At 63.3% G+C, this 27,000-nt stretch carries 28 protein-coding genes; 16 read left to right on the forward strand and 12 right to left on the reverse strand.

The genetic code is table 11. The features are described 5' to 3' along the window. Window positions 1-54: 54 nt before the first annotated feature. The 10 genes from NE850_RS24085 to urtB form a co-directional block, all read right to left on the reverse strand. Window positions 55-381 carry a hypothetical protein gene (locus NE850_RS24085; protein WP_012431245.1) on the reverse strand — a complete coding sequence of 109 codons (327 nt, stop codon included), beginning with the start codon at window positions 379-381 and terminating at the stop codon, window positions 55-57. Beyond that, the gene (locus tag NE850_RS24090; RefSeq protein ID WP_012431244.1) at window positions 378-620 is read right to left on the reverse strand and encodes an AlpA family transcriptional regulator; all 243 of its coding nucleotides are present in this window, start codon (window positions 618-620) and stop codon (window positions 378-380) included. Before NE850_RS24090 ends, NE850_RS24085 begins: the two co-directional genes overlap by 4 nt. A 251-nt stretch (window positions 621-871) precedes the next feature. Beyond that, window positions 872-1,906 (reverse strand): porin, encoded by a 1,035-nt coding sequence (locus NE850_RS24095; RefSeq protein ID WP_012431243.1) that lies wholly within the window; start codon window positions 1,904-1,906, stop codon window positions 872-874. A gap of 81 nt (window positions 1,907-1,987) precedes the next feature. Further along, window positions 1,988-2,533, reverse strand: a complete 546-nt coding sequence (locus NE850_RS24100; RefSeq protein ID WP_012431242.1) for an amino acid synthesis family protein — start codon at window positions 2,531-2,533, stop codon at window positions 1,988-1,990. Continuing rightward, window positions 2,530-3,957 carry an amidase family protein gene (locus tag NE850_RS24105; protein WP_012431241.1) on the reverse strand — a complete coding sequence of 476 codons (1,428 nt, stop codon included), beginning with the start codon at window positions 3,955-3,957 and terminating at the stop codon, window positions 2,530-2,532. Before NE850_RS24105 ends, NE850_RS24100 begins: the two co-directional genes overlap by 4 nt. A 54-nt stretch (window positions 3,958-4,011) precedes the next feature. Next, window positions 4,012-5,190, reverse strand: a complete 1,179-nt coding sequence (locus tag NE850_RS24110; RefSeq protein WP_012431240.1) for an ABC transporter substrate-binding protein — start codon at window positions 5,188-5,190, stop codon at window positions 4,012-4,014. 18 nt (window positions 5,191-5,208) lie between these two features. Then, a complete protein-coding gene (locus NE850_RS24115) occupies window positions 5,209-5,952 on the reverse strand; it encodes an ABC transporter ATP-binding protein (RefSeq protein ID WP_012431239.1) in 744 nt (247 codons plus the stop codon). Next, window positions 5,939-6,673, reverse strand: coding sequence for an ABC transporter ATP-binding protein (locus NE850_RS24120; RefSeq protein WP_012431238.1), 735 nt, complete (start codon window positions 6,671-6,673; stop codon window positions 5,939-5,941). The genes NE850_RS24115 and NE850_RS24120 overlap by 14 nt, the downstream gene beginning before the upstream one ends. Further along, window positions 6,673-7,755, reverse strand: coding sequence for a branched-chain amino acid ABC transporter permease (locus tag NE850_RS24125; RefSeq protein ID WP_012431237.1), 1,083 nt, complete (start codon window positions 7,753-7,755; stop codon window positions 6,673-6,675). Before NE850_RS24125 ends, NE850_RS24120 begins: the two co-directional genes overlap by 1 nt. Before the next feature lie 5 nt (window positions 7,756-7,760). Further along, window positions 7,761-8,636: an urea ABC transporter permease subunit UrtB gene (gene urtB, locus NE850_RS24130; protein ID WP_012431236.1), complete on the reverse strand. Its 876-nt coding sequence runs from the start codon at window positions 8,634-8,636 to the stop codon at window positions 7,761-7,763. Between the two features lie 164 nt (window positions 8,637-8,800). Here urtB and NE850_RS24135 point away from each other — a divergent pair, with 164 nt between their 5' ends. From NE850_RS24135 to NE850_RS24145, 3 genes are all read left to right on the forward strand, one after another. Further along, window positions 8,801-9,160: a helix-turn-helix transcriptional regulator gene (locus NE850_RS24135; protein WP_012431235.1), complete on the forward strand. Its 360-nt coding sequence runs from the start codon at window positions 8,801-8,803 to the stop codon at window positions 9,158-9,160. Window positions 9,161-9,217: 57 nt separating this feature from the next. Continuing rightward, the gene (locus NE850_RS24140) at window positions 9,218-9,547 is read left to right on the forward strand and encodes a helix-turn-helix domain-containing protein (protein ID WP_012431234.1); all 330 of its coding nucleotides are present in this window, start codon (window positions 9,218-9,220) and stop codon (window positions 9,545-9,547) included. A 330-nt stretch (window positions 9,548-9,877) separates the two neighbouring features. Further along, entirely contained in the window at window positions 9,878-11,302 is a 1,425-nt protein-coding gene (locus NE850_RS24145; protein ID WP_012431233.1) for an amidase family protein, read from the forward strand. A 54-nt stretch (window positions 11,303-11,356) separates the two neighbouring features. On the opposite strand, the gene NE850_RS24150 is transcribed toward NE850_RS24145, so the two are convergent. After that, the gene (locus tag NE850_RS24150) at window positions 11,357-12,193 is read right to left on the reverse strand and encodes a FadR/GntR family transcriptional regulator (protein WP_012431232.1); all 837 of its coding nucleotides are present in this window, start codon (window positions 12,191-12,193) and stop codon (window positions 11,357-11,359) included. 239 nt (window positions 12,194-12,432) lie between these two features. Between NE850_RS24150 and NE850_RS24155 the strand changes: the two genes are divergently transcribed. The 12 genes from NE850_RS24155 to NE850_RS24210 all read left to right on the forward strand — a co-directional run bounded on the left by NE850_RS24155 (window position 12,433) and on the right by NE850_RS24210 (window position 24,528). After that, complete coding sequence (locus NE850_RS24155; RefSeq protein WP_012431231.1) at window positions 12,433-13,743, forward strand: acyl-CoA dehydrogenase family protein; 1,311 nt, start codon at window positions 12,433-12,435, stop codon at window positions 13,741-13,743. Continuing rightward, window positions 13,733-14,011, forward strand: coding sequence for an acyl carrier protein (locus NE850_RS24160; protein WP_012431230.1), 279 nt, complete (start codon window positions 13,733-13,735; stop codon window positions 14,009-14,011). Before NE850_RS24155 ends, NE850_RS24160 begins: the two co-directional genes overlap by 11 nt. A gap of 118 nt (window positions 14,012-14,129) precedes the next feature. After that, window positions 14,130-15,017 carry a 3-oxoacyl-[acyl-carrier-protein] synthase III C-terminal domain-containing protein gene (locus NE850_RS24165; protein WP_223274463.1) on the forward strand — a complete coding sequence of 296 codons (888 nt, stop codon included), beginning with the start codon at window positions 14,130-14,132 and terminating at the stop codon, window positions 15,015-15,017. Between the two features lie 2 nt (window positions 15,018-15,019). Beyond that, entirely contained in the window at window positions 15,020-15,967 is a 948-nt protein-coding gene (locus NE850_RS24170; protein WP_012431228.1) for a ketoacyl-ACP synthase III family protein, read from the forward strand. Window positions 15,968-15,992: 25 nt separating this feature from the next. After that, window positions 15,993-17,612 (forward strand): acyl-CoA ligase (AMP-forming), exosortase A system-associated, encoded by a 1,620-nt coding sequence (locus NE850_RS24175; RefSeq protein WP_012431227.1) that lies wholly within the window; start codon window positions 15,993-15,995, stop codon window positions 17,610-17,612. Further along, window positions 17,609-18,817 carry a pyridoxal-dependent decarboxylase, exosortase A system-associated gene (locus NE850_RS24180; protein WP_012431226.1) on the forward strand — a complete coding sequence of 403 codons (1,209 nt, stop codon included), beginning with the start codon at window positions 17,609-17,611 and terminating at the stop codon, window positions 18,815-18,817. The genes NE850_RS24175 and NE850_RS24180 overlap by 4 nt, the downstream gene beginning before the upstream one ends. Before the next feature lie 25 nt (window positions 18,818-18,842). Next, the gene (locus NE850_RS24185; RefSeq protein WP_012431225.1) at window positions 18,843-19,931 is read left to right on the forward strand and encodes an acyl-CoA dehydrogenase family protein; all 1,089 of its coding nucleotides are present in this window, start codon (window positions 18,843-18,845) and stop codon (window positions 19,929-19,931) included. A gap of 25 nt (window positions 19,932-19,956) precedes the next feature. Beyond that, a complete protein-coding gene (locus NE850_RS24190) occupies window positions 19,957-20,565 on the forward strand; it encodes a GNAT family N-acetyltransferase (RefSeq protein WP_012431224.1) in 609 nt (202 codons plus the stop codon). Further along, window positions 20,562-21,623: a 3-oxoacyl-ACP synthase gene (locus NE850_RS24195; protein ID WP_012431223.1), complete on the forward strand. Its 1,062-nt coding sequence runs from the start codon at window positions 20,562-20,564 to the stop codon at window positions 21,621-21,623. The genes NE850_RS24190 and NE850_RS24195 overlap by 4 nt, the downstream gene beginning before the upstream one ends. Beyond that, on the forward strand, window positions 21,620-22,546 hold the full coding sequence (locus NE850_RS24200; RefSeq protein ID WP_012431222.1) for a 3-oxoacyl-[acyl-carrier-protein] synthase III C-terminal domain-containing protein: 927 nt from the start codon (window positions 21,620-21,622) through the stop codon (window positions 22,544-22,546). Before NE850_RS24195 ends, NE850_RS24200 begins: the two co-directional genes overlap by 4 nt. 318 nt (window positions 22,547-22,864) lie before the next feature. Continuing rightward, window positions 22,865-23,650: a LuxR family transcriptional regulator gene (locus NE850_RS24205; protein ID WP_111442848.1), complete on the forward strand. Its 786-nt coding sequence runs from the start codon at window positions 22,865-22,867 to the stop codon at window positions 23,648-23,650. A gap of 164 nt (window positions 23,651-23,814) precedes the next feature. After that, the gene (locus NE850_RS24210; protein WP_012431220.1) at window positions 23,815-24,528 is read left to right on the forward strand and encodes an acyl-homoserine-lactone synthase; all 714 of its coding nucleotides are present in this window, start codon (window positions 23,815-23,817) and stop codon (window positions 24,526-24,528) included. A gap of 24 nt (window positions 24,529-24,552) precedes the next feature. Here the strand turns inward: NE850_RS24210 and NE850_RS24215 are convergent, their stop codons facing one another. After that, the gene (locus NE850_RS24215) at window positions 24,553-25,119 is read right to left on the reverse strand and encodes a hypothetical protein (RefSeq protein WP_012431219.1); all 567 of its coding nucleotides are present in this window, start codon (window positions 25,117-25,119) and stop codon (window positions 24,553-24,555) included. 1,360 nt (window positions 25,120-26,479) lie between these two features. Here NE850_RS24215 and NE850_RS24220 point away from each other — a divergent pair. Beyond that, window positions 26,480-26,920: a DUF488 family protein gene (locus tag NE850_RS24220; protein WP_012431218.1), complete on the forward strand. Its 441-nt coding sequence runs from the start codon at window positions 26,480-26,482 to the stop codon at window positions 26,918-26,920. Window positions 26,921-27,000: the final 80 nt, after the last annotated feature.

Below are 27,000 nucleotides of genomic sequence, written 5' to 3' on the forward strand. Positions count from 1 at the left end.
GTTCTTCGAATGCCGGGCGGCCAGCCCCGATATGCCCCTCGCAGTAGCACGCCCTTAGTGACCGTCGTCCAATGGCGGCGAGTTCTTCCCGCGGTGCGGGTCTCCGGACTCCAGCGCCCGCGCGAGCGCTGTGTGCGCGGCCGCCAGTTCGAGTGCGAAGCGTTGCGCCGGCCGGCGCGGTATGCGCAGACGTCGGCAGACGACCTCCTGGTTGGCGTGCCAGAGATACACCATGCGGAGCATGTCACGATGCCGGGGATGCAAGGTCTCCCACGCCTTCGTGATCCGCGCCGCATCGACCAGATCGTAGGCGCCCCGCGCTGCGTTGCCCCAATTCTCCAGACGCGGGCCGAGCGGTCCTGAAGCAAGGTTCCGGCTCATGGCGCGCCTCCCGCGCCCACATCGCGAAGGCGTGCCGGCACACGATAGCGGGCAGGGTTCGCGAGAAACGCCTCGATATCGGCCTGCCGCCACCCGACCAGCCGGCCGCCAAGCGCGACCGCCGGCGGAAAGGTTCCGGCCTGCATACGACGGTAAATGGTCGAGCGCGACAACCCCGTGCGCGCCTCGACCTGTCGACGGCGCAGGATCCTGTCCGCGCTACTGTCCTCGATTGACATGACTTGCCCCCAGGAATCGTTCTGGCCTGCAGTGGCCGGAACCTGAGGGCATTCAAGCAGCGGTTGACGCCAACACACAAACCCGTCTTATCGACGGGGAACCCCGTCGGACGAAGTGAACAACATGCGGCGAGCAGAACGTACCGGCTTGGGATGGCGGCAATTAGGCCGGTCATGCCTGCTTCATGGGGGCTGCGGAACCGCTGAAGCGGCCCCGGTCAACGCGACCCGACCACGACGGATGGGGGCGGCTAGAACTTCATCCGGATACCGGCGCCCAGGCTGTTGCCGGACGAGACGCTGGTCATGGTGTCGTATCTCCATGCGGCGTAGACGTCCGTGCGTTTCGAGAGTGGATAGTCATACCCGAGCACCACGGTCGACCAGCGGACATCCGCGCCCTGTGCCGGCTGCCTGAGCGTTCCCGCCCAGGACAGGAGTATGCTGCCCGTGCCGACCTGCGCGCTCGCGCCCACCTGAACGGTATCGTCGGTGAGCTCGTTGTTGTTGGTCACCCGCTCATACTGGAGATAGAGCTTTACCGCCTGCAGGCGATACGCGGCGCCGACCAGCCACGCTGTCTGTTCCGTGGCGCCGTTCAGGAAAAGCGACGCGGTGTGCAGGCTCTGGACTGCGGCCGTCGCAGAAAACGGCCCCGCAAAGTAGAGCACGTTCGCACTGTAGTTTGCCTGCCCGGCGTGGCCCGCGACGCCCGCATTGCTGTACTGCAGACTGCCCGTGAGTCCGCCAATCTCAGGCGTCTGGTAGACGATCGAATCGTCGATCGCCGTATCGCTTTGCACGGAAGCCGCACCCATCGCGGAGCCCAGAAAGCTGTGGACCACGATGGGGGAGAAGACGAACGAGTTGCCGAACGGGTTGAACAGCAGAGTCGAGACGAACAGCAGCGAATCATTGCGCCCCAGTGTCAGCTGACCAAACGGGCCACTTAAACCCACGAACGCGCGGCGCCCGAAGAAGGACTGTCCGTTGTACGCCCCCAACTGTCCACTGATGATCCGGTAAAAGCTCTCGAGCGTGAAGATCGCCTTCATGCCACCGCCCAGGTCCTCGGCGCCCGACATGCCCCAGTACGATGTCGAAAGCCCGCCCGAACCCACCTGCCAGGTGTTGCCTGACGCGCCTGGCGTACGCACCACGCCGGCAAACGCATCGGCCAGTCCGTATAGCGACACTGACGACTGCGCGTGCGCTGCACCCGCCGTGATGCACAACGACAGTGCTGCCAGACCCTTCCTCCACCTTCCCCGACCATCCCTGTACATGTTTATCTCCTTCATCGCCTGTGAGTGTTCGCTCGTTTGCTTGACGCGCGCCTGACTGACCGCACGGTTTATCGCCACACGTCACCCCGGCCTGACGCGCGCGAGCGGCCTGCCGCGCTCGGCCAGTGCAATCGCAAGTAGCAGTTCGTCCGGTGCCGGTGAATCCGCCAGGCAGAGCGTGACCGTGTCGAAATGGTCGAAGCTCCACATGTCTGTGACGCTGTGCAGGGGAATATCGACGCAGGCACCCGCCGGCCCTCGCTTCGTGACGGACGGCATGATTGAGGACGCGCCCGGCAGACAGCTGCGAACCGCCTTGCCGAGTCGCGGGTGTAGCAGCGCCGCGCCCCACTCGAGCGGCACGCCAGTGCCCACGAGCGCTGCCTTCCCGTAGCCCTGGATCTGCTCTCCCGGACAACCGAGCGCGTGCAGCGCCCGACCCGTGAGGATCAGACCCAGGTCAGCGCCCGTCGCATAGAGCGCCTCGAGGTCACCCGCGCCATCCGGGTCGACCGGCTTCAGCACGGCAGCAGCGACCACCTGCCGATGCGCTGGTGTGACCGGCTCGCCCAGTTCCGCGCACCGTTCAACGACATGGACCACCACCCTGACAATCTGGACGTTCATGGCGCGATCTCCGTGTCACCGGGAAGCGGCAGATCCCCTTCCGGCGCCGGAAAATCCCCGCGTGCCAGTTCATATGCGCGCGCTGCCCGCAGCACCAGGGCATCACTGCCCCGACGCCCGATAATCTGCAGGCCGGTCGGCATATCCCCAGCGAATCCGCACGGCACGGATATCGCTGGCACGCCGGCCTGGTTGCACCACGCGGTCAGCAGCGGGGCATTGCGCAGATGGCCGGGCAAGCTGGGAACCGGCGGTGGCCCGCAATGAAACGTCGGCGTAACCAGCAGGTCGTAGTGCTTAAAGAAGGTCTCCATCGACGCGCCGAGCGCGTGACGCGCAAGCAGGGCATCGACGAACGTCGCGGTGTCGATCCGTGCCCCCGCATCCGCAAGTGCCGTCAGGTCAGGATCAAGCAGCGTCCTGTCGGCTGCCTCCATATGCCGCACACGCTGGGCGAAGAACACCGACCACTGGACCGAATGGATACGGCCATCGCCGTAGTAGTCCACGATCGGTGCGACGTCGGTCGGGATGACCGTCGCGCCGAGCGTCCCGAATGCGTCCACTGCCCGCCCGACGCACTCCGCAATATCCGGCGCCACTGACACGCCGGCCGGGGCGGCGCACCACGCGATCCGCAGGCCCGCGACGCCGTCGTCCAGCCCGGCCGAATAGGCGGACGTCCTCCCGGTCCCCGGGGGGCCGTCGCTGTTTGCGCAGGTGTTCGTGCCGGTCATTGCATCGAGCATCAACGCTGCGTCGCGCACGGTTCGCGTGATCGGGCCAAGTGTGGACAATGCAGTCCACGACGCCGCACTGCCCGCCGGCACCAGCGCGAACGTCGGCTTGAACCCGACCACGCCGCTCCAGCAGGCCGGAATCCGGATCGACCCACCGCCATCGGTCGCAAGCGACAGCGGTCCCAAGCCCAGCGCAACCGCGACTGCGGACCCGCCGCTGCTGCCCCCGGGCGAAAGACGCGTATCCCATGGATTGCGCGTTGCGCCTGTCATCGGACAGTCGGTGACGATCTTGTTGCCGAACTCGGACGTGGTTGTCTTGCCAAACGGTATGGCGCCAGCGCGACGCAGCCGCGCCACGGCCGGCGCATCGACGCTTTCGCGGTCCGGCGAGGCAGTCCACGACCCCTGCCGTGTTGGAAGACCGGCGACGGCAACAAGATCCTTGACCGATACTGGTACACCATCAAGCGGACCGCACGGCTCGCCGCGCATCCACCGCCGCTCAGCCTCGCTGGCAGCCGACATCGCTTCTTCCTCGTCAAGGGCGCAGAACGCGTTGACCACCGGGTCGAGCTTCGTGATCCGGTCCAGTACCTCGCACATGACCTCCACCGGCGAGAGCGTGCACTGCCGGAACCCGGCAACCAGCTGAGCCGCGCTCAGCATGACAATTTCACTCATTCTGTAGTCCTTATCTACTGAGACGAACGTTTGCGCACAATGAATGCAACGTACCTATCCCTGACACACCGGGATGACGGGACCAGTGGACTCGAGGATCGCAAAGCTGTTGTCGGCAAGTGCCTGGCCGATGCGTGTCTGGCAAAGCACATGACCGCCGTCGTGACTCACGCCGGCCTTTCCGCGCGGTAGCGCAACGGAGACGGCGGGTAACGCGGCCCTGATGCGATCGGCGTCGACACTTCCTGCCGACTTCACGGCCTCGGCGAAAAGACGAATGCCTGCGTACGTGTTCTCGCCATGCGGCAGCACCACGGCATAGCGGCCCAGCCGCGGATCGCGCGCACCGGCGTAACGGGCCGTATATCGCGTGAGGAACGCCTGGTTTTCCGGGTTGTCGATGCTCATGAAATACGACGACACACCGATCGTCCCGGTCGAGGCACCCGTGGTGGCAATCGAAAGGGATTCGTGTGCGATGTCCGTCACCAGTTGCGGCTTCATCGCAAACGACCGGTACTGCTTCACGAACGTCACCGGGTCGTCGCCGATGCTGTGCCATACGATCTGCGGCCCGGCGCCGGCGACCTGCTGCAGGACGGCGCCATAGTCGCGTGTCCCGAAGGGCAGCCAGTAGACATCGAGGAACTTGCCGCCATGGCGGGCCACCGCAGCCTGCAGTTGCGGAATCAGCACCTTCCGGTTGCTGCCGATATCCGAGACGACAGCGCACACGGATCGGCCACCGTCGCGCATGAGCCACGCAATGAGCGGCTCGATCCGCTGGCTGGCGGCGAGCCCCGTCGTGAGCAGTTGCGGGTCGCACCGTCCTTCGTCGAAATTCGGATAGACGATGAGCTTTCGCGCCGGCCGTGCGGCCTGAAGGGCCGCCTCTCGCTCGGACGGCAGCACCATGCCTGTAATCATCGCCACGTCGTCACGCATGAAAAGCTGGCGCGCCTTCTCAAGCGTCACGGCCGTGGACATCTGCGTGTCCTCGACGCTCAGTTGCAGCGGCCGGCCAAGCAGACCACCGGCAGCATTGATTTCGTCCACTGCGAGCGCGGCACAGTTGCGGTTGGTCTGTCCCACACGCGTGAGCGGTCCGCTAAGTGGCGCGAGCAGACCGATCTTCAACGGCGTAGCCGCGCGCGCAAGCCGGGGGACAGTTGATGCGGCAAGGGAAGCGGCCGCACCCAGCAGCACGGTTCGGGAAAAGTCACGACGGTTCATGCGTATTCTCACTGAAGGTCACTGGAGGTTTTCATGCTGGGAATCCGCGGCAAGCTCCGCGGCTGGAGAGAGATAGCGCGCGAGCGGGTGTTCACCGCTGTCACCCGGTTGCGGTTCGACGGTGCCGGCATGCACCAGGCGCCCGTTACTGAGCACGATGCAGCGTTGCGCGCTCTGGAGGACGAGATCGAGGTTCTGTTCGACGAGGAGCACCGCCAGCTTCGAGCGGCGGCACAGGTCGGGGATCACCTCGCCGATGCGCTCGACCAGGTTGGGCTGCACACCGTCGGAGGGTTCGTCCAGCAGGAGCAGTTTCGGGCGCCCGCACAGGGCGCGTGAAATGGCGAGGACCTGCTGCTCGCCTCCCGAAAGCGTGCCACCCTGCTGCGACAGGCGCGACTTCAGCACCGGGAAGTAATCGAATACCTCGTCGAGGATGTCAGCTCCCCCGGCGGCCTGCGTACCCATCAGCAGGTTCTCCCGCACGGTCAGCTTCGGAAAGATCCAGCGCCCCTGCGGCACCAGACCGATCCCCCGGCGCGCAATCTCATGTGTGCGCAGTCCCTTCAGCGGCTGGCCGAGGAAAGCAACCTGGCCGCTCATGCGCGGCAACAGCCCCATGATGGCCTTCACGAGCGTGGTCTTGCCCGCGCCATTGCAGCCGAGCACACCGACCACCTCGTTCGGCATCACGTCGAGCGCGAGGTTGTGAACCACGTCGATGTCACCGTATCCGGCACACAGGTTTTCAATGTGCAGCATGTGTCGCTCCCCGTCCCAGATAGATGCGGCGGATCTCCTCGTCGGCTGCGATCTCCGCATACGATCCGCGTCGAACCACTTCGCCCCGATGCATCACCCATGTCTCGCACGCGAGAGACTGCACGAAGTCCAGATCGTGCTCGATGGCGAGTACCGCGCACCGCTCCCGCAGCCGGTGGATGAGGCGCACCAGCCGCTGCGCGTCCTTTGCAGAGAGGCCCGCCGCAGGCTCGTCGAGCAGCAGCAGTGCGGGCTGACACATGATCGCCATGCCGATTTCGAGCCACTGCCGCTCCCCATGCGGCAGATGCGACGCGAGTTCGCACGCCTGCCCGGACAGACCCACTTCTTCCAGGACGGCGTCGGGATCCGGCATGGGCGAGGCCCGGTAAGCCGCGACGCCCAGGCCTGCCACCATCAGGTTGTCGCGCACGGTCATCGTGAGGAAGGTGTTGGTCCCCTGGAACTTGCGCACCACACCGCGCCGGCAGAACGCGTGCATCGGGCGGCCTGTCATCCGCTCACCATCGAGATACAGTTCACCGGATCCGGGGGTAATCGCGCCCGACAGCAGGCCGACGAGCGAACTCTTGCCGGCCCCGTTCGGACCAATCACACACAGCAGGTCGCGTGGCGCGATGCTGACGTCGACGCCGGCCACCGCCCTGATCCCGCCAAACGCGCGCGAAAGGCCGGTGCCCAGAAGAAACTGGCTGTCCATTAGCGCTTCTCCTGTGCGTGGCCCGCGCGATGAATCGGTTGAACCCGTCGTCGGCCCCTTATCGCCCGACCAGCCCGGCGCGCACCCACCACACATCCGTCAAGGCGTAGTCCGTTCGGCATGAACAGCACACAGGCGAGAAACAGACCCCCGAGCATCAGCGGCCAGCCGTCCGTGCTGTAACTGGAGACGGCCTGCCTGAGCAGCGTCAGGGCGACCGCTGCGACGACGGGACCACCAGTTCTTCCCCGGCCACCGATAGCTACCCAGAGGATGACTTCGGTCGCAAGAAGCGGCGAGAACACGTCTGGCGCCACCACCCCCGAGCACGCCGCCATCAGCACGCCGGCGACTGCAGCAAGCGCCGCCGACGCGACGAAGACGAGCAGCAGGTGCAACGGCGTGTGATAGCCGCAAGCCTTCGCGCGCCACTCGTTGGTTGCGATCGCATTGAGCACCTTGCCGTAGTGGCTGCGACACACGAGCCAGATCAGGCCCGTCGCGGCGAGCAGTATGGCCGCCACGGTGTACCAGGACGTCCGGGGACCGCTCAGGTCAAATGCATAACCGTCCACGCTGAACGACAGCCCGGGGATACCCAGGATGCCCGTATCGCCCCCTGTGACCGACTGCCAGCTGACGGCGAGCTGCTGTGCGACGATCAGCACGGCAAGGCTGATGATGGCGAAGAAGTGGAGCCTCACCCCCGCGAAAAGCAGGAAATAGCCAATCACGGCAGCGACACCCGCAGCGCAAAGCACACCGACCGCCACGCCCGTCAAGGGCGCCTGTCCGAACTGGACGGTCATGACGGCAAATCCATAGGCGCCGAGGCCCAGGAACGTCGTGTGCCCGAGCGTGAGCACGCCAGCACGTCCCCAGAGCAGGTCATAGCTCAACGCGAGGATCCCCATCACCAGTGCATCGCGCACCATCGCCAGCAACCAGGGACTGGCAACCAATGGCACGAGGACCACTGCAGCCACGGCTGCGATCCACATCAACAGGGGGGAAGCATCCCTGGGGCCGAGGGCGGGCTGCGAGAACCAGAGCCGCAGACAGCCTGCGTGTTTTCCAGACATACGCCTTATCCTTTACCAAGAAGCTGATGGGCCGCGCTGAATCCCGGAATCAGCCCTTGTGGTCTGAACCGGATCACCACAATGGACAGAACCAGCACCACTGCGGATGCGAGGGAGGGATCGATGCGATAACTCAGTAATGTCTCGGCGGTACCGATGACTGCGCTGCCCAGGATGCTGCCGGCGATCGACCCGATGCCGCCCAGCACGATCACGAAGAACGCCTTGGCGAGATAGGAAACGCCCAGATGCGATTCGACCGACACCATCGGCGCGACAAGTACACCCGCGAGCGAGGCGAGTGCCGCTCCACCACAGAAAGCGATGCGGTTCAGACGCCGGGTGTCGATGCCCGCGGCCTCCGCCATCGCAGGGTGCTGGATCACCGCGCGCAACTGGGTACCAAAGCGCGTTCGCGCGAACAGCAGCCAGCATCCTGCCGTCACGGTCAGTGCAACGCCGATCACGAAGATCCGGTAGGCTGGATAGCTTCCGCCGGGAACTGGTACTGCCCCGCTGAACGGGGCATAGACGAGCATCGGCTGGGTGCCAAAGATCAGCTCTAGCACCTTCTGCAGGATCAGGCTGATCGCGTAGGTCGCGAGGAGCGTGTCCAGCGGCCGGTCATAGAGCAGCCGGATGATGAACCTTTCGAGGCACCAGCCGAGAAACGCCCCGACTGCGGGGGCCGCGAAGAGGGCAAGCCAGAACGCCTGCTGCCCGCCAACTGCCTGCGCGACAGCTAACGCGTAGGCACCAATCGTGACCCACTCGGCATGCGCGAGGTTCACGATGTCCATCATGCCGAAGACGATCGCCAGCCCAAGCGCAACCAGGATCAGAATGCTCACGTAACCCAGAATGTTCAAAATCGTCGTCATATAAGTCAGTCCCAGTCTTCATGTCTGCGCAGCCGTTGCCCCGGATGTGCAATCGGCAAACGAGCCGCTTTCCCGTACCTCAGCCCTCACCACCAAGAGTTCCTTAGGATCAAGACTAAGGAACTCTTAGTAAAAAGGCCGAGCAATTCCCAGAGACTCCTAGGATGCCGGCTAAGCACGCGACATCCTCCGTTTTTGCCAAACGCCTGAAAGAGGCGCGGGTACGCTCGTGCCTTACCCAGGAACAACTCGGCATTAACGCAGGAATCGACGAATTCTCTGCCAGTGCCCGCATCAACCAGTACGAAAGAGGCAAACACTTGCCCCATCTCGGGATGGGGCAACGTCTGGCGAGGGCACTGCATGTCCCCACCTCTTTTCTCTACGAAGAGGACGATCTGCTTGCAGCTCTTCTCGTCGCTGCAGCCCGGCTCACCCGGAGCAGGAAGAAGGTCCTCCTCGCGAATGCGGAGACGCTATCCCAATCAGCAACATCCAGGATCAAGAAACCAGGTAATGTTTAGTCTTTCGACTAAGAATTACTTAGTAAAATCCCTGAGCGAATCCGGGACACTCGCCGGATGTCGCGCGATACAACTACATCGGATGCCGTCTTCCCTCGACGCCTGAAACAGGCGCGACAGCGCTCGGGCCTGACTCAAGAGCAGCTCGGCATCCAGGCGGGTATCGACGAATTTTCTGCCAGCACCCGCGTCAACCAGTACGAAAAGGGCAAACACACCCCAGCCATACAGACCAGTCAGCGTCTGGCGCGGGCGCTGCTCGTCCCTACAGGCTTCCTCTACGAGGACGACGATCTCCTCGCGAGCCTGCTCGCAATCGCCGGCAGGCTCAGCAAGGAAAAGAAGAGAGCCCTCCTCGCCAGTGCAGAGAAACTGGCCCAGGAATAAACTAAGACTTCCTGAGTCTCGTGGCCAGCCGAAGACGACGCCGTAACTGACACCTGGACGGTTCAGGGCATTAAACCAGCAACCCGCGCCAACCGGTTCCTGCTACCGAACCACGGTGCCCGTCAAACTTGCGTCACGTCTTACGCCGACACTATCCTTTCCCGAAGGAAATCGATCAGTTATTTCTGACCATAAATCTACGCCCTCAAAATCTGGATGTCAACGCTGCCACATCGCTCGTTTACCACGAATTTTCCAGAAAGATGATCACTTGACACGGACAGAAGCGATGTCTAATGTGTATTTATGATGATTAACTATGGAGATGATATGAGTGACGACATCTGCGATCTGACGGCACAGGAACTTCACGCGCTATATAAGTCGGGCGCAACCTCTCCGGTCGAGGTGACCCAGGCCGTGCTGACGCGTATCGAGCGGCTCGATCCAGCCGTGAATGCCTTCTGCCAGATAGCTCCGGACGCGCTCGACATGGCCCGCGCATCGGAGAAACGGTGGAAAGGCAATCGCCCGCTTGGCCCGCTCGACGGGGTGCCAATCAGCGTCAAGGACAACGTCGCGGTTGCCGGACTCGCCACACGATACGGCTCACGCGTCACCGATGAAACGCCATCACCCCACGACAGTCCATCTGTAGCGAGACTTCGCGAGTCTGGTGCGCTCTGTTTCGCCAAGACCACCTTGCCAGATTTCGCTCACAAGATCGTCACCGATAGTCCACTGACCGGAATAACGCGCAATCCCTGGGATACGAGCCGGACTCCGGGCGGCAGCAGCGGCGGAGCGGCCGTCGCAGTTTCGCTCGGTATGGCACCGGCCGCGATCGGCACCGACGGCGGCGGATCGATCCGGATTCCAGCCGCATTCACGGGTACGTTTGGTTTCAAACCGAGCTTCGGCCGCGTTCCTCATGCTCCGCGCGGTCCGTTCGGGCTGTTGAGCCATATCGGCCCGATGACCCGGTGCGTCGCAGATGCTGCCCGAATCCTGACCGTCATCAGCCGCCCCGACAGTCGTGACTGGTACGCCTTACCGCACGACGGCAGCGACTATGAACTGGGTCTGAAGTGCAAGCCAACACCGGGCGGCGTGCGCATAGCGTACAGTCCATCCTTGGGCCTCGCTGTCACGCCCGAAGCCAGTGTTCTGGACGCAGTCCAACGCGCAGCCGACATCTTCCGTGACCTGGGCGCCAAGGTCCAACAGGAAGATCCCCCCGGCATCGTCCGCTGCAACGCGGTTCACGCCACGCTCTGGCCGGCCTGCTGTCGGCAGCTTACCGAAGGCATGGCTGACGCAGGGGCGGCGCTCGATCCATCATTGCAGGCATACTCTGATGCCGGTGCGGCGATATCGCGCCAGGCGTTGCTTGGCGCCCTCATCGAGCGAGGGGAACTTGGCGCTGCTATCAACGCGTTCTTCGAGCGGTACGATCTTGTCATCTGCCCGGTGTATACCCGGGTCGCCATGCCACTGGCAGAACTCGCGGCAAACCATGAGCTGTTTCCCCATTTCACGGCCTGGTGCAACCAGCTCGGCCTGCCTGCAGCAAGTATCTACGCGGGCACGACTCCGGAAGGTCTTCCAGTCGGTGTGCAGATCGTTGGTGGGCGTCACGCGGATGCGCTCGTGCTCTGGGCCAGCCACATTTTGGAACTCGCTTTCGGACGCGCGCCATTCGCCGACCTGGTGCGCACGCTTTCCTCGTCCTTTGCTACCCGCCAAACGCACTGAGACTAGCTATCAGGAAAGACGCCTGGATCTGCAGAACGCGGACCGAACGCCAGGTCACGAACCACCTTTCCTTCCTGTGCGCAGCCCGACGTCCGAATCCAGCACCAGCTTTTGACGCAAGGCGGCGTGCACCTTGCGAAGCTGCGCTTCCGCCTCCTCCATGTGGGCCGCCATGAGACTTTCCACCGCCGCTGTGTCGCGGCGCCTTGCCGCATCCAGGATCGCGCGGTGCGCGACCACGGTCTGCCGGCCAAACGCCTGGTAATCGTCTCGCGTCACATTGCCCGCAACGATCACCAGGCTATGCAGCATCTGATTGATAATCTGACAGCTGAGCCGGAGGAATGCGTTCGGGTTCGCCCGGGCCAGCACATCGTGGAAACGGATGTCCTCCTGTCGCTGATCGAGCGCGCGCTCGTGACTCGCGGCAAATGGCTCGCATACCTCCACGCTGCACTCGAGCGCTTCCAGATCCGCGTCAGTCAGATGCTCCACCGCTCCCGCCGCAAGTAGCGGTTCAAGCACACGTCGCACAGCATAAATGTCCTCAAGACTGATGCTCTCGAAAAACAGGTAGTTCTGTAGCGACTGGAATGCGCGGGCGAGCGGCACCCGCGTAATCGTCGCTCCGCCATCGGGCCCGGTACTCAGACGCACCAGCCCCTGCACCTCCAGGGACTTGAGAGCCTCGCGCATGGACCCGCGACTGACGCTGAACATTTCCTGAAGCTCCGCCTCCTTGTTCAATCGCATGCCAGGGCGCAGCTTTCCGTCGGTAATCCAGCTCTTGATGAGCTCGGCCACCTGATCTCCCCGCTTGGTCGTGCGCGGTCCCTTGTTGTCTGGCTGAAGCAACGGTTCTTTCTCGGTCGTCTGTTTTCGCGCTGCCATACGTCACACCCGTAGTTGCCGATCATTCTCTGGTCTGAACGTCATTATCGGACATCTGCCGTAGCGTGACCGCCGTGACGTCCCCGCGACTGCAACCAAACAACACCCTCCTAATGTTTGGAGGTGACGAACCCGGGCCTTGATGCCTACGCTCTGGCCATACGACACGTGAACCTTGTCCGTGGGTAAGCGTGAATATCGGTCCCGGGCGCAGATGCGCCCAGCCCGGGGGACATGTCATGGCCCAGTATCAACAGACGCTGCAGCAGGCTCACACCATCGATGATATCGGTACCGCGCTCGCCGATCGCGGGCTCGATCTCGGACTGCTCGCGCGGCGAATGCGGGCAGTCAGCCTCGAATCAGACGTGACCGGTGACATCGCCGGTCCTCCCTGGCGCCCGGACGACGTATCCGCCCTGAACATGAACCTCGTGCCCACCCGGTACGGCGGCTGCCCGGCCCTGCAGTCCCTCGTGGCGCAGGCAACGCTGATGGCCTGCCTCGGGGAGGCCGACGCGAGCCTTGCGCTGGCGTTGCCCGGCCCGGGACTCGCCATGCCACCGGTCGTTGCGCTCGCATCCGCCAGACAGCAGGCCCGGTTCTTCCAGGGGTTCCAGTCCGGCACGCCACGCTGGGGCGCCTTCGCCATCACCGAACCTGACTGTGGCTCCGACGCGACTGCCATGCGTACAACCGCGCGGAAAACCAGCCGAGGCTGGGCCCTGAATGGCACCAAGTGCTTTATCACAAACGGCGCACGCGCCGGTTGCGTGATCACGTTTGCCACGATCAACCGGCAGATGGGCCGCTACGGTATCCGCGCGTTCCTCGTGGACTGCAATACACCCGGATTCACGGTTTCGCGCATCGAGCGGATGGCCGGCCTGCGCGCAACCCAGCTTGCCGTGCTCTCCTATGCCGACTGCGAGGTACCCGACGATGCGCTTCTTGTCCGCGGCGACGAGAAGCCGCTCGACGACGCCTTCTCGGGTGCGCAGCGATCCTGGGACTACTTCCGGCCACTGCTTTCCGCCGTCATGGTCGGTACCTGCCGGCGGGTGCGCGCGGACCTCGCCGCCTGGCTCGATGGGGGTGGAACACCCGTGGACAGGCATCAGCACGTGGCAGGCGTGGCAGCGACGCTGCTCGACATCGACCGCCAGATCACGGCCGCCTGGCTGCTCTGTCACTGCACGGCCTGGAAGACGGATCGCGGCATCGTGACGCCCATGGATTCGTCTATGACCAAGGCGTTTGCCTCGCGCGTGGCCGCGCGGGTGACGCGCGCCGCAATGGACCTCGCCGGTATCGACGGCATCACCGCCTGTCCGTCACTCGAGCAGGCTTACCGGGACGCCAGGGCCTTCGACATCATGGAAGGCACCGGCGACCTGCAGCGACTCATGATTGCGCGGGCCGCGCTGCGATCGACGCCAAGTTCGTGGGACATCACGGAGCCTCCCTCCCGCGACACCACCGCGTCCGACTCATCCCCTGACATCGCCAACGTACGCCAGCCCGGGCAGGAGACATCCCATGACGCATGACACGCACAGCCCCAGACGCGAGGAAATCGCCGCCACGATCCGGTCGTGCCTGGTATCGGCCATCGGCAGCACCGTGGCTGCAGACCTGATCGCAGACGACACCAACCTGTTCGACGTCGGTGTCGACTCCATGAACATGACAGACCTGCTGCTTCAGCTCGAGGAACGTTTCGGCTTCACGCTCGCGCCTGAGGACCTGTCTGCCGATCTGTTCATGCGCTTCAGCAACCTCGTCGACTTCGTGGAATCCCATGTCCCCCGCGACTGACCCCGTTCGCCAGCGGCCCTGCATAGCGACCACGGCGCGGTATGTTCCGGCAGCGCGCGTGCGGGCCAACGTTGCGCTACAGCATCCGGCCCCCCCTTCATCCGCGCGCGAAGCCATCATGCGGTCAGTCTATGCCGATACGCTGCGCTGGCGCCCTGAGGTGGTTCCGGGCTCCGTCCATCATTCGGCAAGCCCGCCGGGCACCGCGATGCCGGAGTACGTCGCCTGCGAGTCACGCCTCCTGCTCTCGGAAATGGCATCAATGGTCGCAAGGGAAACCATGCGCCGGTCTCCCGGGAAGGACAACCTCCCGCCGGACCAGCTCATCGTCTGTGCGACAAGTTTTGAGGACGACCTCGCGCTATCGTGCGCGGGGCGGCTGCACAGCGAGCTGGGATCGACAGGTGTGCCGTTCGCAATTGGACAGCTGCAGGGTGTCTCTTTCTTTCTTGCGCTGCAGATGGTGTCCGACATGATGGCCAGCGACGAGCGCATGCGCAGCGCACTGATCGTCGGCGCTGAACGCTGGCTGCCACCGTTCTCCAGGCAGGTCGGCGCGCTCACCGCATTGGGTGACGGTGCAGCCGCCGCGCTGGTCACGCGGCAGGTGGGGCCCGGATGGCGCGTGCTCACTGTCAACGTCGATACGCCCGGCCTCCCATTTTCGTTCCTCGATGTCTGTGTCGACGAAACAGTCCTGGTCGAAGTCATCGGGCGGACGTGCACGCAGGCAGGCCTGAACCCCGCGGAAATCAACTGGGTAGTGCCCCCGCGCATCAATACCACCCTGGCATGCGACGTCAGTGCAGATGCCGGGCTTCCTGTCTGGCGGATGTGGTACCCCGAACCGCGCGACATCGGGTATCTATGTGCCGCAGACGCGCTGGCGCAGCTCCACGTATTGCTGCGGTCGGTTGCTCCGACGGATGGGCAACGCATCCTGCTGTGGGCGACCGGCCTCCAGGCGCAGGCTGCCTGCGCGATCCTTCAATACTGCGGGAGCTAGCGATGCCTGCGCCCTCAACCCGTTCCGTGCTGTCGCTGTCCGGTATCGCATTCAGCGTTCCGGCCCGGTCGGTCGATGCGAACACCTGGGCTCGTCGCTGCGGATTGCCCGAGGCCCGCGCGACGGGACTGCTGAAGAACGGTGTGCAGCAGTTCCACGACGCCGCAGCGGCTTCTCCCGTCACATTCGCTTGCGAAGCGGTTGCCGCCCTGCTTGAAGATACGGGCACGACACCGGCAAGTATCGATTCCCTGATCTACACGCACACCATCCAGAGCAGCGTCATGGCACCGCCTGCCGGCACGGCAGCCTTCGTCCAGTCCCATATGGGACTGGACCGCGCACTCGCGTTCTCGGTGATGCAGCAGAACTGCGTCTCGCCGATGGCCGCCATCCGCGTGCTGCGCGTGCTCACCCTCGCGGGGCGCCCGATCCAGCGGGCGATTGTCGTCTGCGCGGACGTGATGGGTTCAGGCTGCGACCATCTGCGCGCCATCCAGGATCTCGCACTACACAGCGACGGCGCATGCGCGCTCCTGCTGGAGCGCGGCGGCGGCCACAACGACATCGTGGGACTGCACCTTTATACCGACGGGCGCTACTTCCGCGGCACCGACGACGACCTGCAGCCCGTGCCAGACGACCGTTACTACTGGTCGGCATTCGCCACGATGCGTGCGGCGCTGCGACAGGCTGGCGTCACGGGCAATGAACTTGTCCATGTCCTGCCTCACCACGTGAACCTGCCTGGCTGGTCGCGCCTCATGACCATGCTGTCCGTACCACAGGAGCGCCTTTACATGGCCAATTTCTCACGCCATGGGCACGTGTTCGGCGCGGATCCGTTCATCAACTTCCACACCGCGCCGCACGGGCAACCGGGCTCCTGTTCCCTGCTGTTCTCCAGCGGACTTGCTGGCTGCTTTGGCGCCATGGTGATCCGCCACTGATCCTGAACCTGACCGCTATCCAGCCATGAGAAATCTCCTTGATCTCGTCCAGTCGGCCGCTCGCCGCACACCCGACGCGCAATCGCTCGTCTGTGGCGATGTCCGCCTCACCTACCGCCAGCTGATGCAGCACAGCCATGCGTTCGGGCAGGCCCTCTCATCCCTCGGCGTGGCTCCGGGCGAACGCGTCGCCGTCCTCCTCGACAAGCGAATTGAGACCGTTGTGTCGATGCTCGGCGCGAGTGCCGCAGCATGCGTTTTCGTTCCGGTGAATCCACTCCTGAAACCGGGCCAGGTGGCCCACGTGCTTCGGGACAGCGGCGCCCGGTGCCTCGTCACCTCCGCATTGCGCGCCCGTTCCCTGACCGCGGAGGGCGTTGCGCCTGTGGTCGACGTGATCATCGTGGATGAACCGGACCCGGGGCCTTCTGTGCTGTCGGGCTCGGTGAGGCTCCACCGCTGGCGAGACCTGTGCATCACCCGGCCCGACGACGCGTCCATCCCGTCTGCGGGTGCCGCCTGTATCGATACTGACCTTGCGGCCCTTCTCTATACCTCCGGCTCGACCGGTTTGCCCAAGGGCGTGATGCTCAGCCACCGGAACCTGCTTGAAGGCGCCTGGAGCGTCGCTGAGTACCTGCGGCACGGTCCGTCGGACCGCATTCTCGCCGTCCTGCCACTCAGCTTCGATGCGGGCCTTAGCCAGCTGACCTCGGCCTGGTCGGCAGGCGCGACAGCGGTGCTGCTGAACTATCTCACGGCGCACGACGCCGTCCTTGCGTGCGTGCGGGAGCGCATCACAGCGATCACGGGTGTGCCGCCCCTGTGGATGCAGCTTACAGCAGCAAACTGGCCCGACGCGGCGCGCAACAATCTGCGCTATTTCGCGAATACCGGGGGACGCCTTCCGCTACCCGTCCTGCAGAAGCTGAGGGCGCTGTTTCCGCGCGCCACCCCCTTCCTCATGTACGGGCTGACGGAGGCGTTCCGCTCCACGTTCCTCGACCCGGCCGAGGTTGACCATCGGCCGGATTCGATTGGCAAGGCCGTGCCCAATGCGCGCGTCCTGGTGGTCCGTGAAGACGGTACGACGTGCGCTCCCGACGAACCGGGCGAACTGGTCCATGTGGGCGCGTGCGTCACGCTCGGCTACTGGAACGACGCAGCGCGCACCGCACAGCGCTACCGCCCTTCGCCTGAGGCGAAACCTGGCGGCACGCCGCGTGACATCGCGGTGTGGTCCGGGGACCTTGTGCGATACGACAGTGAAGGCTTTCTCTATTTCATCGCTCGCAACGACGCCCAGATCAAGAGTTCCGGCTACCGGATCAGTCCTGAGGAGATCGAGGAAACGGTACATGCAAGTGGCCTCGTCGTGGAAGCCGTAGCGCTCGGTGTGCCGGATGACGAGCTCGGCGAAGCCGTGGCGCTATTTGTCGTCCTCGCCGGTGATGCGGATGTCGATGGGCTGCGCGACTGGTGCATGCAGCGTCTTCCACGCTACATGGTTCCCCGGCATATCGTGAGTTATCGGGATATGCCGCGCAATCCCAACGGGAAATTCGACAGGGCAGCGCTCCGCAGCGGGGTTGCGTCGTGCGGGGCCGCCTCGCTGACGGGTCGTTCAGGGGAGCGGACATCATGAGCCTGACTTTCCTCCAGCGCCCACCCGGGCTGCAGTTCAATGGTATCGACGTGCGCCAGCTGGCCGACCGTGCCGGCCAGACACCCTTTTTCGCGTACGACCGCTCGGCGATCGACACCCGTGTGCGGGAATTGCGCAGCCTGCTGCCCTCCGCCATGCAGCTGCACTACTCGATCAAGGCGAACCCGATGCCCGCCGTGATCCACTACCTGGCCCAACGGGTCGACGGGTTCGATGTTGCCTCCGCGCAGGAGATGGCGCTGGCACTCGATGCCGGTGCCACTCCCGACTCAATCGGCTTTGCCGGGCCAGGCAAGTCTCACGACGACCTGCGCCGCGCGGTCGCCAGCGGCGTCAACGTTCACGTCGAGTCGGATACCCAGTTGCGCCTTGTTACCGCGCTCGGATGGGAGCTTGGCGTGCAGCCGAACGTGGTGATCCGCATCAATCCCGATTTTCAGGTCGGCCACAGCGGCATGCGCATGGGCGGCAGTGCGGCTCCGTTCGGCGTGGATGTCGACCAGATTCCGGCATTGCTGCACGAACTCGAAACGCGGGAAGTCGCGCTCGCCGGTTTCCACGTCTTCTGGGGTTCGCAGTGCCTGCATGCCTCAACCATCATCGAGGCCCAGCGCCAGAGCGTGGATCTCATCCTTCGGCTCGCCAGTGATCTGCCTCGACCACTACGGTTCGTGAACCTGGGTGGCGGCTTTGGCATCCCCTACTTTCCGGGCGAAACACCACTCGACACGAAGGTGGTCTGCGAAGCGATGCACGACTGGCTGCCCAGGCTTTGCGAACGTCTGCCCGGAACCACGCCCATTCTGGAACTCGGGCGTTATCTCGTAGGAGAGGCCGGCATCTATGTGTGCCGTGTCATTGACCGGAAAGTCTCGCGCGGCAGAACATTCGTCATCACGGACGGCGGACTGCATCATCATCTGGCGGCTTCCGGCAACTTCGGCCAGGTCCTGCGCCGCAACTTTCCGGTCGTGATCGGCAACCGGCCAGACGGCATATCACGCGAGCGGTGTTACGTGGTCGGGTGCCTCTGCACGCCGCTCGACCGCCTCGCGGACGACGTTGAACTTCCCGAAGCGCACATCGGGGATTTCGTGGTGGTGAAGCAGTCGGGTGCCTATGGCCATTCGGCAAGTCCGGTGCATTTCCTCAGCCACCCGGAACCCGTCGAAATGCTCGTGTGACACTGCCCTATCCCGGAGAAACGTCATGCCATTCCGTGAATCCGTTGTTGCAGATCCCGTACCTGTGTCGTGGGCGCTCGACGGTGACCAGCAGGGGCTCGTTGCGGCCGCAAGGGACTTCGCACGCGAGCGCCTCGAGCCGCTACTGGGAGGCGCACCCGACTCCACGCGGTGGACCGAAACGGTCCAGCTCGCCGCCACGCTCGACCTCGCGACCATGATCCTGCCGGAACAGATGGGCGGCATGGGCATCACCCGGCACGACCTTGCACTGGTCGTTGAACAGTTCGCGGCGGGCCCGCTCGAGCGGGCCGCCGAACTGACACTCAGCAGCGCCGCACTGATGACGCTGCGCGAGTACGATGCACTCGATCGGCTGCCCGACCAGCCTATCCAGCACTACCTTGACGGCACGACATCGATTGCGCCTGGCATACCCGACGTCGACGCTTCAGGTTTCTGGGTGTTGCGCCAGCAGGCATCCTCGCACGCAATGATGGTCCGGCTGGAGGGCGGATATCCGCAGCTCGTGCTCGCCAAGCTACCTGCCCGGCGGGTCGAACCATACTCCGCCGTCGTTGCCCTGCCGGGCGCACTCTCGATCGGACGATACACCACAGCACCACCATGCGCAGGCGATATGCAGTGTCTGGTGGTGCCCGATGACGGGAGGACCGACGGCAATTCGGTACGGCGGTGGCTTGTCGACGCAGCCATCTACTTCGCTGCGCTGCTTTCTGGCGCGGTCCAGCAGGGCGTGAACTTCGCCCTGGCCTACAGCGCTTCCCGCCAGACGTTCCGCAGGCCGATCGCTGCGCATCAGCTCGTCGCCGCGCGGCTCGCCGACATGCTCATCTCGGCTCATACCACCCGCCTATTTCTCCGGTCCGTCGCAGCACAGGAGACGCAGGTGCAGATCAGGTCCGTACGGTCGATGGCCCACCACGTTGCGACTGAGGCACTGGACGTTGCAAGGGAACTCGTGCAGCTTTGCGGCGGCCATGGCTACGTGCAGGGACTGCCGCCGTCGGCTCGCTTCCAGACGGTGCACTGGTTTGCGATGCTGCTCATGAAGGTCGAGGCCGCGCTGCGCGCGTTCACCGTAATCGGGTGAAACGTACACCGGCAGGAGGTTCGATGTGAGGGACGACGCAAAGGCACAGGCATCCATCCGGCAGACGGAAGGATCCCTCCAGACGTCCGTAGGAACGGCCTCATGCTGGCTGCGTGAGCCCGATGGCAATGACGTCAATGACATCGCGACCTGGCTCGCCGATCCGGGCATCAACCAGTGGTTCGACTTCGGGCAGGGTCGCCAGACGCTTCCCGTTCTCGCTGTGCAGCTCATGATGCAAGGCGGCCGGCATCGTCTCCGCGTCTTCGGCGCCACGGGCAACCCCCTCGCCAGTGGACTGGTTGCCGTCAGCGATCTCACACACGCCTTTGGCACGGGCTCATTCTGGGTACTGCGCGACAGTCGGCGGCCCGCGTGCAGGAACATGACGCTTCTCGCCTCCACGGCGATCCTTCGCGAGGCGTTTGAAATCGGGCGGCTGCATTGCATCACGGCATGGGCCGTGGACTGCAATGTACGTTCGCGACGCCTGCTCGAACGGATCGGATTCCGCATGATCGGGATGCAGCGCGATTGCCATGTCATGCAGGGATCGCGATGCGGGCGAGTCCTCTACGATCTGCTGCCGGGCGATCTGCCCAACGGCTTCCATTCAGCTGCGGGCGGCCCATGAGCCCGGCCGTCATCACCGCCGTGACGGCCTGGGTGCCTGATACCATGACGCTGTCCCGATGGACGGCAATGGAGCCGGCACTTCGCGCGACCGGTCATTCTGGCTGGGATGCCTGGGTGAAGTCGTGGCATCCCGACTACGGGCACTGGATCGAGGCGTCGCCACATGGGGAAACCGGTGGTTCGCTGCCTGTGCCTCCCGGTCTTCTGCCGCTCGACCTGGCGTGCGAGATACCGGTCGAAACCAGGACAGATCTGTCAGGACTCGCCGCAAAAGTGGCAAACGGGATCTGCTCGGTGCGGCCGCATCGCGTGCGACCCATCGATGTCGTGATGTTCTGCCATAGCATACCGGACGAGCACGTTTCCACGACGGTTGCCGGGCGGCTGTGTGCCGAAGTGGGACCGCCGTGCTTTGCTTTTTCGGTCTCGCAGCAGCATGGCGCGTCACCCTTCACAGCGTTAAGGCTTGCTTCCGACCTGCTCGACGCTGAACCGGACGTGCACACGATACTGATCGTTGCAGCGGAGAAATGGTATCCGCCGTTTTCCAGAATCTGCGGACCTGGCATCGTGCACGGGGACGCTGCCGGTGCACTGCTCGTTGAAAGAGCCGACCGGAGAACAGACGGCCTGTACCTGCTCGATGCAGCAGTCCGGCACGTTCCCCAGGAGGTCGGACGATGTACCGAAGTCGTCCCGGAGGCCTGGACATTCTCGTTGCTGTCGATAATCGACTTTCTCCTCGCGCGACACGCCCTTCGTTGCGATGAAATTGACGAGATTGTCGGACAGCCAGGCATGACGTCGCTCGCGGCTGCAGTCAGTGAGCATTTCGGCCAACCAAACGCGAGAGCGCAGCATGAGGTCGGTATTCATCTCGGCGCAGCCGATTCCATCGTACGACTGGCACAGACACTTAACCGCACGGCGTCTCTGCGAGCGCGCCGCACGCTGCTCTGGGGTTACGGGATAGGTGGTTTCGTCGGCTCGGCGCTGCTGGGCGCGAACGGCGTGCCCTCCTTCTGTCAGCATGACGAGGTCCGCCCCGCCTCATGATTCCCGATCTCGGCATAGCGCACGTCGCTTTTTATCTCCCCCCGTGCATCGACAATATCCGGGACTGGGGGCAACGTACCCGGCAGACGATCGCCACCGTGCGGAAACTTGAGCAGGCCGGAATGTATAAGTACCGCAGTGCGAACGGACAAACCGCAATTGGCCTGGCGGCCAGCGCGGTTCAGCGCCTTCTCGTTGCGTCCGCTATTGCGCCGCGTGAGGTCGACTGCCTCGTCTATGTTCACACACTACAGGGCAGCATCGCGCCGCCGCCACAGTCGTTGCCGGGCCTGCTGTGTGACCGGTTCGGCTTCAGCAACGCTGAAGCCTTTTCGTTCGCGCAGCAGCATTGTGCGTCGGGCCTTGGCGCACTGCGCGTGATCAGGGCAATGTTCGTCGCCCGCCCCCATATGAAACGGGTGCTGCTTGTCGGCGCCGACGTCATGCCGCTGGCATCAGAAAGATTAATGATCGCCGAAGGGATTCTGGGGGATGGTGCGTTTGCCGCCTTCATCGAGCGCGACGCTCCCATCAACCGCCTGGTGGCGATCACAATGCATGCCACCGGCGCAGGCTGGCGAGGAGTGCTGGAACAAGACGAATCGCGCCTGGCAGCACAACACTTCTTCACGGCGCGCAGACTGATCACACACACCGCCCGGCAGGCACATATCGCACTGGACGATATCCGTCGTATCCTGCCGCATCACCTTGACCTGCCTGCGTGGCACCGGTTGCTGGATTCGCTGCGGATTCCCAGGGACCGGCTGTTCTCGGAGAACTTTTCGCGCATCGGGCACGTCACCGTCAGCGATGCATTCATCAATCTTGCCCAGTGTCACGACCTGGCGCCAGGGCAGCCATTCCTGCTGTTTGCAAGGGGTATCGGTGGATTTTCGGCAGTTGCACTGCTGGTCCGCTAGGGTCCCGCCACGGCACGCCTCCCGCTTCAGACACCCGTGAGCAAGGCAAACTGAATTCCCTTGGGATCTTTGTACCGCGAACCTCCAACTCGCAATCTGCATACTATAATGATTGTTAAATGCAGTCAGCTGGGCGGCCGTAAGGCGTTGAGCTGACGATTGGGGACGCCGCTGAGGCGGCGGTCACGTGTGGACCTCTGACTGGCTCCCCACCCCCGGTGACGCGCGTCGTATGAGCCACGCGGCTGTGGCACAGAGTCTTGCATCTGCGAGGCACACGCGACCCGGATTCTGTGGAGCAGCGCCGGGGTGACGAAGATGAAACATGTCTCTCGACGCCGTTCAAACGAACTCCAGCGCAGGGCATCTGAAGCGGATCATCTACTGGCTGATACGCCTGCACTCGTGATGCGTCTTGCATCCGCTTCGGACATTCCTTCGCTTGTCGATTCATTCGGCAGCGCGGCCACGACGCTTGGCTTTCCCCATTACGTCATCAGCCGCGTCATGCGCAGCCGCTCAAGCAACCCACGCCGCACGGCGATAGAAATGATCGGTGCCCACTACCCGCGGGAATGGGTACAGTATTACGAGGGGCGGGATTATGCGGCCACCGATCCCGTGCATCGGGCTGCGTTCATCCAGTCCACGCCTTACCGGTGGCACGATATCGCCGGCCTGAGCAAAGCCGAACGTCGTCTGCTCGACGAAGCAAAAGAGGCAGGGCTGCCCGGCGGCCTTAGCATCCCGGTCCATCAGGCCGATGGCAGTGTCGTGCTGTTCAATCTGTCCGGCCCCCTTCATTCCGTGAACGATGCCATCAAGTCACGGATCGCCTGCCTCATCAGCACACAGTTTCATTGCGAACTGCATCGGCTCTCCCCGATATCACGATGCAGGGCCTCGCGCCTGCTGACGCCATGTCAGATCGTATGCCTGACCTGGGTCGCCCGCGGCAAGACCTCGGCCGAAATCGCCAAAATTCTCGGGCGATCTCACTATACCGTTGACTACCACATCGGAAAGGCAATGCAGGCGCTCAACATGTGCAGCAGGACGGCCGCCGCCGTCTACGCGAGCGTCCAGGGCATCATCAAACCCTGAACCTGCTTTTCCGACAGATCCCTCACATCCGCTATACACCGCCGTGCAGGCAAGGTGCGTCAGCGCACGCTTGCGTGCTGACCGACACCCTCCTAAAGCTCCGAGTTTCCGCGCCGCAGGTGCGCTGATAGCGTCGTGTCAAACGCTGACACCCGGAGGAGCCCATGTCTTTCATTGTCGCCGGCAGGCTTGATGAGCTGCCACCGGATATCCATCGCCGTCTCGGAGTCTTCCGCCACAAGGTCTTCGTCGAGCGCCTGCACTGGGAAATACCCGGCGTCCACCAGGATGCCACAAGCGAGTGGGATGAGTTCGACGGAGCCAATACTGTCCATCTGGTCGCGCTGTCAGGAGGCGGCGAGGTATGTGGATGCGCCCGACTTATGCCGACCACTGGGCCCTATCTGCTCCGCAACGTCTTTCCGGAACTTGCAGGTCCATGCCCCCTGCCGTCATCCCCTTCGGTATGGGAGATGTCGCGATTCGCCGGTTCAGGGCTACCGGATCGCCGGACGGGCTCGACGTCGGGCATGTCCCTGTTCCCGTATGCCATGGCGCTCGCCCTCTCGTTCGGCGCAACACGCGTGATCGGCGTGGTCTCACGGCCTGTTGCCCGCCTGTACCGACGTTTCGGGCTGGAACTGCACGATATGAACGTTCATGCATCCGCCCATTCCGACATCGTTGCGTGCTCAATCGACCTGGGGCTTCCCACTTTCCAGAGACTCCAGTGCGATCCGCTTATATTGCTGGCCTCCGTCACCCGCTTCGGAGAGCTATCCCTTCCCGAACCTTGCGAACATTCGGGGCATGCGTGCGATGAGATGTCCGGCGCAGTCTGTCGCGGAGGGGCGACGCGCAAGCAGGCAACCGTTTAGACAGCTTGACACTGGAGCGTAGCGTCAGCGCATACGGGCTGGCCGACAATGATGCCGGTTGTCGGCCTCCTTCACCCAGTCCGGCCTGATCGCCGATGCATATGCCTGACCGCTGCGCGACGCCTCGCCATTCTGTTGTGAACTCAAGCCGAGGCACTCATCGATCGCGTGTGCCACCGTCGCAGACTTCGGAGGACGATCGCGATCGCAGTCACCCCAGAAGGTACACATCGCATCGAACAGAATGGACAGGATCGATGTCATATAGGGCAGCTTCACGACGACGCCCTCACCCGGTTGATCGCTCGCTGGCGTGCCCCAGTGTTCCTCGAATCCGTCGTTGGGCGCCATGATCCGGAGGGAATCGAGTTCTCGCTGCAGGCGATCTTCAAACGAATAGTGAACGGTCGCCGAGTGCGCGAGCGCCCTGCGTAACTCGCAGAGCTGCCGGTCCTTCAGCTCAACACATCGGGTCAGCCGACGGACTTCGGCTTCGGCCCGCCGCAACCGCCGATCAGGGACTGCGTTTGCAGATGGTATCGGCGGGACGCTGTCCATTTCCGTGGCGGTCCATGCATTGAGTTCTTTCATGATGTTCCCTGCCTCAAATGCGGATACTTGTATTGTTCCGGCAGCGCCCGTTTCTCGCTGTCCCCTGCAAACGGAGTGGCACGCGCAGTTTCCGCCAGCGATCAATCGTGTGCGTTGATCGCTGTGGAGTTATGGGGCTTCGCCCACGTATCGTTTTTCGGTTTTCTCAGACGAAATATCAACTGCGAAAAATGGCAGGGTGCGCCATAGCTGGTACAGCATGCACTTGCGCCAGCGCGGCAATGCATGCGCGCCCTACGTCGACAGCGCTGGCCGCGTCAAGCGGCAAGCACGGCGAACCTGCTATCGCAAGATCGTGGTGGTTAGCACGCTGTCATCGCGCAGAACACCTCTCGAACGCTCGCAGGCCGGAATGGCCGCAACTTCGTTTCCTGACAGGCCCCCTCATGAGAGCAGACCGCACTCATGTGCGGCGCAACGCGTGGTCCAGTGCCATGCTGCACTTTTCGATCGGATCGCCAGCGCATTTGCCCAATCCGAACCGCCGGCTCGTCCCCGGCCGCACAGACAAGGGTACAATCCGTACACAAAGTTATTTGCGTCCCCGCCATGGAGTATCACGTTACCTACGAGTACAGTTTGTGCAATGCACCCGACGATTACATCGGTACGGTGCCATCCCAACTCGTCCAGGAAGTACCAAGCAACATCCCGCCTGTCCTGTTGCCAGAATTCATCAAAAGCCGGATCCTTGAGCGCTCGCCCCAGATAGGGAATATTCGTCGCCTCCAGATCCTGCGCCCTGCGTCGACTGTCTCCCCATTGGAATAAAGGCATTGCCAAATGCCGGGAGCGTGCGCATAACCTCGGGGCTCTGCCCTATATGCTCACCCTCACCACGACAGCCAAGCCGGAGGCGTCGTCGAAGTATGGGCGTCGGCGCCATTCGTATTCGTCATCGCTCTCCTGAACATCATCAGGCCAGGTGTTTCGACGAAGCTGAAACCATTCGTCGGGAGCCGAAGCAACCTCCGCACCCTCAAAACACTGGTACCTCACGAGGCAAGTTAATCGCGATGTACAAGGATCGGGCAGCCTGTCTCCTGACGGAACGCGTTCGCCATTTTGCCCGCAGGCGGTGCCAACGGCGCACGGTGGTGGAAATTAGCAAGCATGGGTGGCGCAGCACACGACGAGCGCAAACGCGAACCCAGCAGCGTCGCTGACGCCAGACCCGAATCACGGGAACGGCAGTGGACTATCGCGGCGAGCGTCGGCAACGCCGCCCCGGGCATACAGATTCCGGATTTGATATCGTGACGAACGGGCGGTCGGTGTCATCTCATCCTTAACCTGACCCGACCATAGTCACAGCTCGTCTGCGAAAGGAAGGGCGGATATGGACGTAGCGACAATCGGATTTACCAGAAAGTCTGCGGAGACGTTCTTTGGTCTGCTGCGTAAGGCTGAAGTTCGGACACTGCTGGATGTGCGCCTGAATAACGTCTCACAACTCGCCGGGTTTGCGAAGAAGCCCGACCTCAAATACTTTCTGTCGGAACTGCTCGGCGCCAGGTTTATCGAACTCCGTGACCTGGCACCCGAGAAGGAGATGCTCAAGCGATATCAGAAAAAGGAACTCAGCTGGGAAAGCTACGCTGCGGAATACCTTGAGTTATTGGCAACACGTCGAGTCGAGACCAAACTCGATATAGCCCTGTTCGATAAGGGATGCCTCCTGTGCAGCGAAGACAAGCCGCATCACTGCCACCGCCGGCTCGCGGTTGAATATCTGAATTCCCAATGGGATAACAGGTTAAAGGTAACGCACCTGTTTTAACAGGACCTCTGACGGCTGGAGCCTTCCAGATGCCGTTGGAGTTAACGTCGCACGCAGCCTTGAGCCGGACGATAGTCTGG

This window comes from Paraburkholderia sp. USG1, assembly GCF_031570135.1.
GTDB lineage: Bacteria > Pseudomonadota > Gammaproteobacteria > Burkholderiales > Burkholderiaceae > Paraburkholderia > Paraburkholderia dioscoreae.

Excerpts from the sequence above, each read along its gene's own strand:
- NE850_RS24085 (WP_012431245.1), bottom strand. The coding sequence starts at position 381 with ATGAGCCGGAACCTTGCTTCAGGACCGCTCGGCCCGCGTCTGGAGAAT.
- NE850_RS24090 (WP_012431244.1), bottom strand. The coding sequence starts at position 620 with ATGTCAATCGAGGACAGTAGCGCGGACAGGATCCTGCGCCGTCGACAG.
- NE850_RS24095 (WP_012431243.1), bottom strand. The coding sequence starts at position 1,906 with ATGTACAGGGATGGTCGGGGAAGGTGGAGGAAGGGTCTGGCAGCACTG.
- NE850_RS24100 (WP_012431242.1), bottom strand. The coding sequence starts at position 2,533 with ATGAACGTCCAGATTGTCAGGGTGGTGGTCCATGTCGTTGAACGGTGC.
- NE850_RS24105 (WP_012431241.1), bottom strand. The coding sequence starts at position 3,957 with ATGAGTGAAATTGTCATGCTGAGCGCGGCTCAGCTGGTTGCCGGGTTC.
- NE850_RS24110 (WP_012431240.1), bottom strand. The coding sequence starts at position 5,190 with ATGAACCGTCGTGACTTTTCCCGAACCGTGCTGCTGGGTGCGGCCGCT.
- NE850_RS24115 (WP_012431239.1), bottom strand. The coding sequence starts at position 5,952 with ATGCTGCACATTGAAAACCTGTGTGCCGGATACGGTGACATCGACGTG.
- NE850_RS24120 (WP_012431238.1), bottom strand. The coding sequence starts at position 6,673 with ATGGACAGCCAGTTTCTTCTGGGCACCGGCCTTTCGCGCGCGTTTGGC.
- NE850_RS24125 (WP_012431237.1), bottom strand. The coding sequence starts at position 7,755 with ATGTCTGGAAAACACGCAGGCTGTCTGCGGCTCTGGTTCTCGCAGCCC.
- urtB (WP_012431236.1), bottom strand. The coding sequence starts at position 8,636 with ATGACGACGATTTTGAACATTCTGGGTTACGTGAGCATTCTGATCCTG.
- NE850_RS24135 (WP_012431235.1), top strand. The coding sequence starts at position 8,801 with ATGCCGGCTAAGCACGCGACATCCTCCGTTTTTGCCAAACGCCTGAAA.
- NE850_RS24140 (WP_012431234.1), top strand. The coding sequence starts at position 9,218 with ATGTCGCGCGATACAACTACATCGGATGCCGTCTTCCCTCGACGCCTG.
- NE850_RS24145 (WP_012431233.1), top strand. The coding sequence starts at position 9,878 with ATGAGTGACGACATCTGCGATCTGACGGCACAGGAACTTCACGCGCTA.
- NE850_RS24150 (WP_012431232.1), bottom strand. The coding sequence starts at position 12,193 with ATGGCAGCGCGAAAACAGACGACCGAGAAAGAACCGTTGCTTCAGCCA.
- NE850_RS24155 (WP_012431231.1), top strand. The coding sequence starts at position 12,433 with ATGGCCCAGTATCAACAGACGCTGCAGCAGGCTCACACCATCGATGAT.
- NE850_RS24160 (WP_012431230.1), top strand. The coding sequence starts at position 13,733 with ATGACGCATGACACGCACAGCCCCAGACGCGAGGAAATCGCCGCCACG.
- NE850_RS24165 (WP_223274463.1), top strand. The coding sequence starts at position 14,130 with ATGCGGTCAGTCTATGCCGATACGCTGCGCTGGCGCCCTGAGGTGGTT.
- NE850_RS24170 (WP_012431228.1), top strand. The coding sequence starts at position 15,020 with ATGCCTGCGCCCTCAACCCGTTCCGTGCTGTCGCTGTCCGGTATCGCA.
- NE850_RS24175 (WP_012431227.1), top strand. The coding sequence starts at position 15,993 with ATGAGAAATCTCCTTGATCTCGTCCAGTCGGCCGCTCGCCGCACACCC.
- NE850_RS24180 (WP_012431226.1), top strand. The coding sequence starts at position 17,609 with ATGAGCCTGACTTTCCTCCAGCGCCCACCCGGGCTGCAGTTCAATGGT.
- NE850_RS24185 (WP_012431225.1), top strand. The coding sequence starts at position 18,843 with ATGCCATTCCGTGAATCCGTTGTTGCAGATCCCGTACCTGTGTCGTGG.
- NE850_RS24195 (WP_012431223.1), top strand. The coding sequence starts at position 20,562 with ATGAGCCCGGCCGTCATCACCGCCGTGACGGCCTGGGTGCCTGATACC.
- NE850_RS24200 (WP_012431222.1), top strand. The coding sequence starts at position 21,620 with ATGATTCCCGATCTCGGCATAGCGCACGTCGCTTTTTATCTCCCCCCG.
- NE850_RS24205 (WP_111442848.1), top strand. The coding sequence starts at position 22,865 with ATGAAACATGTCTCTCGACGCCGTTCAAACGAACTCCAGCGCAGGGCA.
- NE850_RS24210 (WP_012431220.1), top strand. The coding sequence starts at position 23,815 with ATGTCTTTCATTGTCGCCGGCAGGCTTGATGAGCTGCCACCGGATATC.
- NE850_RS24215 (WP_012431219.1), bottom strand. The coding sequence starts at position 25,119 with ATGAAAGAACTCAATGCATGGACCGCCACGGAAATGGACAGCGTCCCG.
- NE850_RS24220 (WP_012431218.1), top strand. The coding sequence starts at position 26,480 with ATGGACGTAGCGACAATCGGATTTACCAGAAAGTCTGCGGAGACGTTC.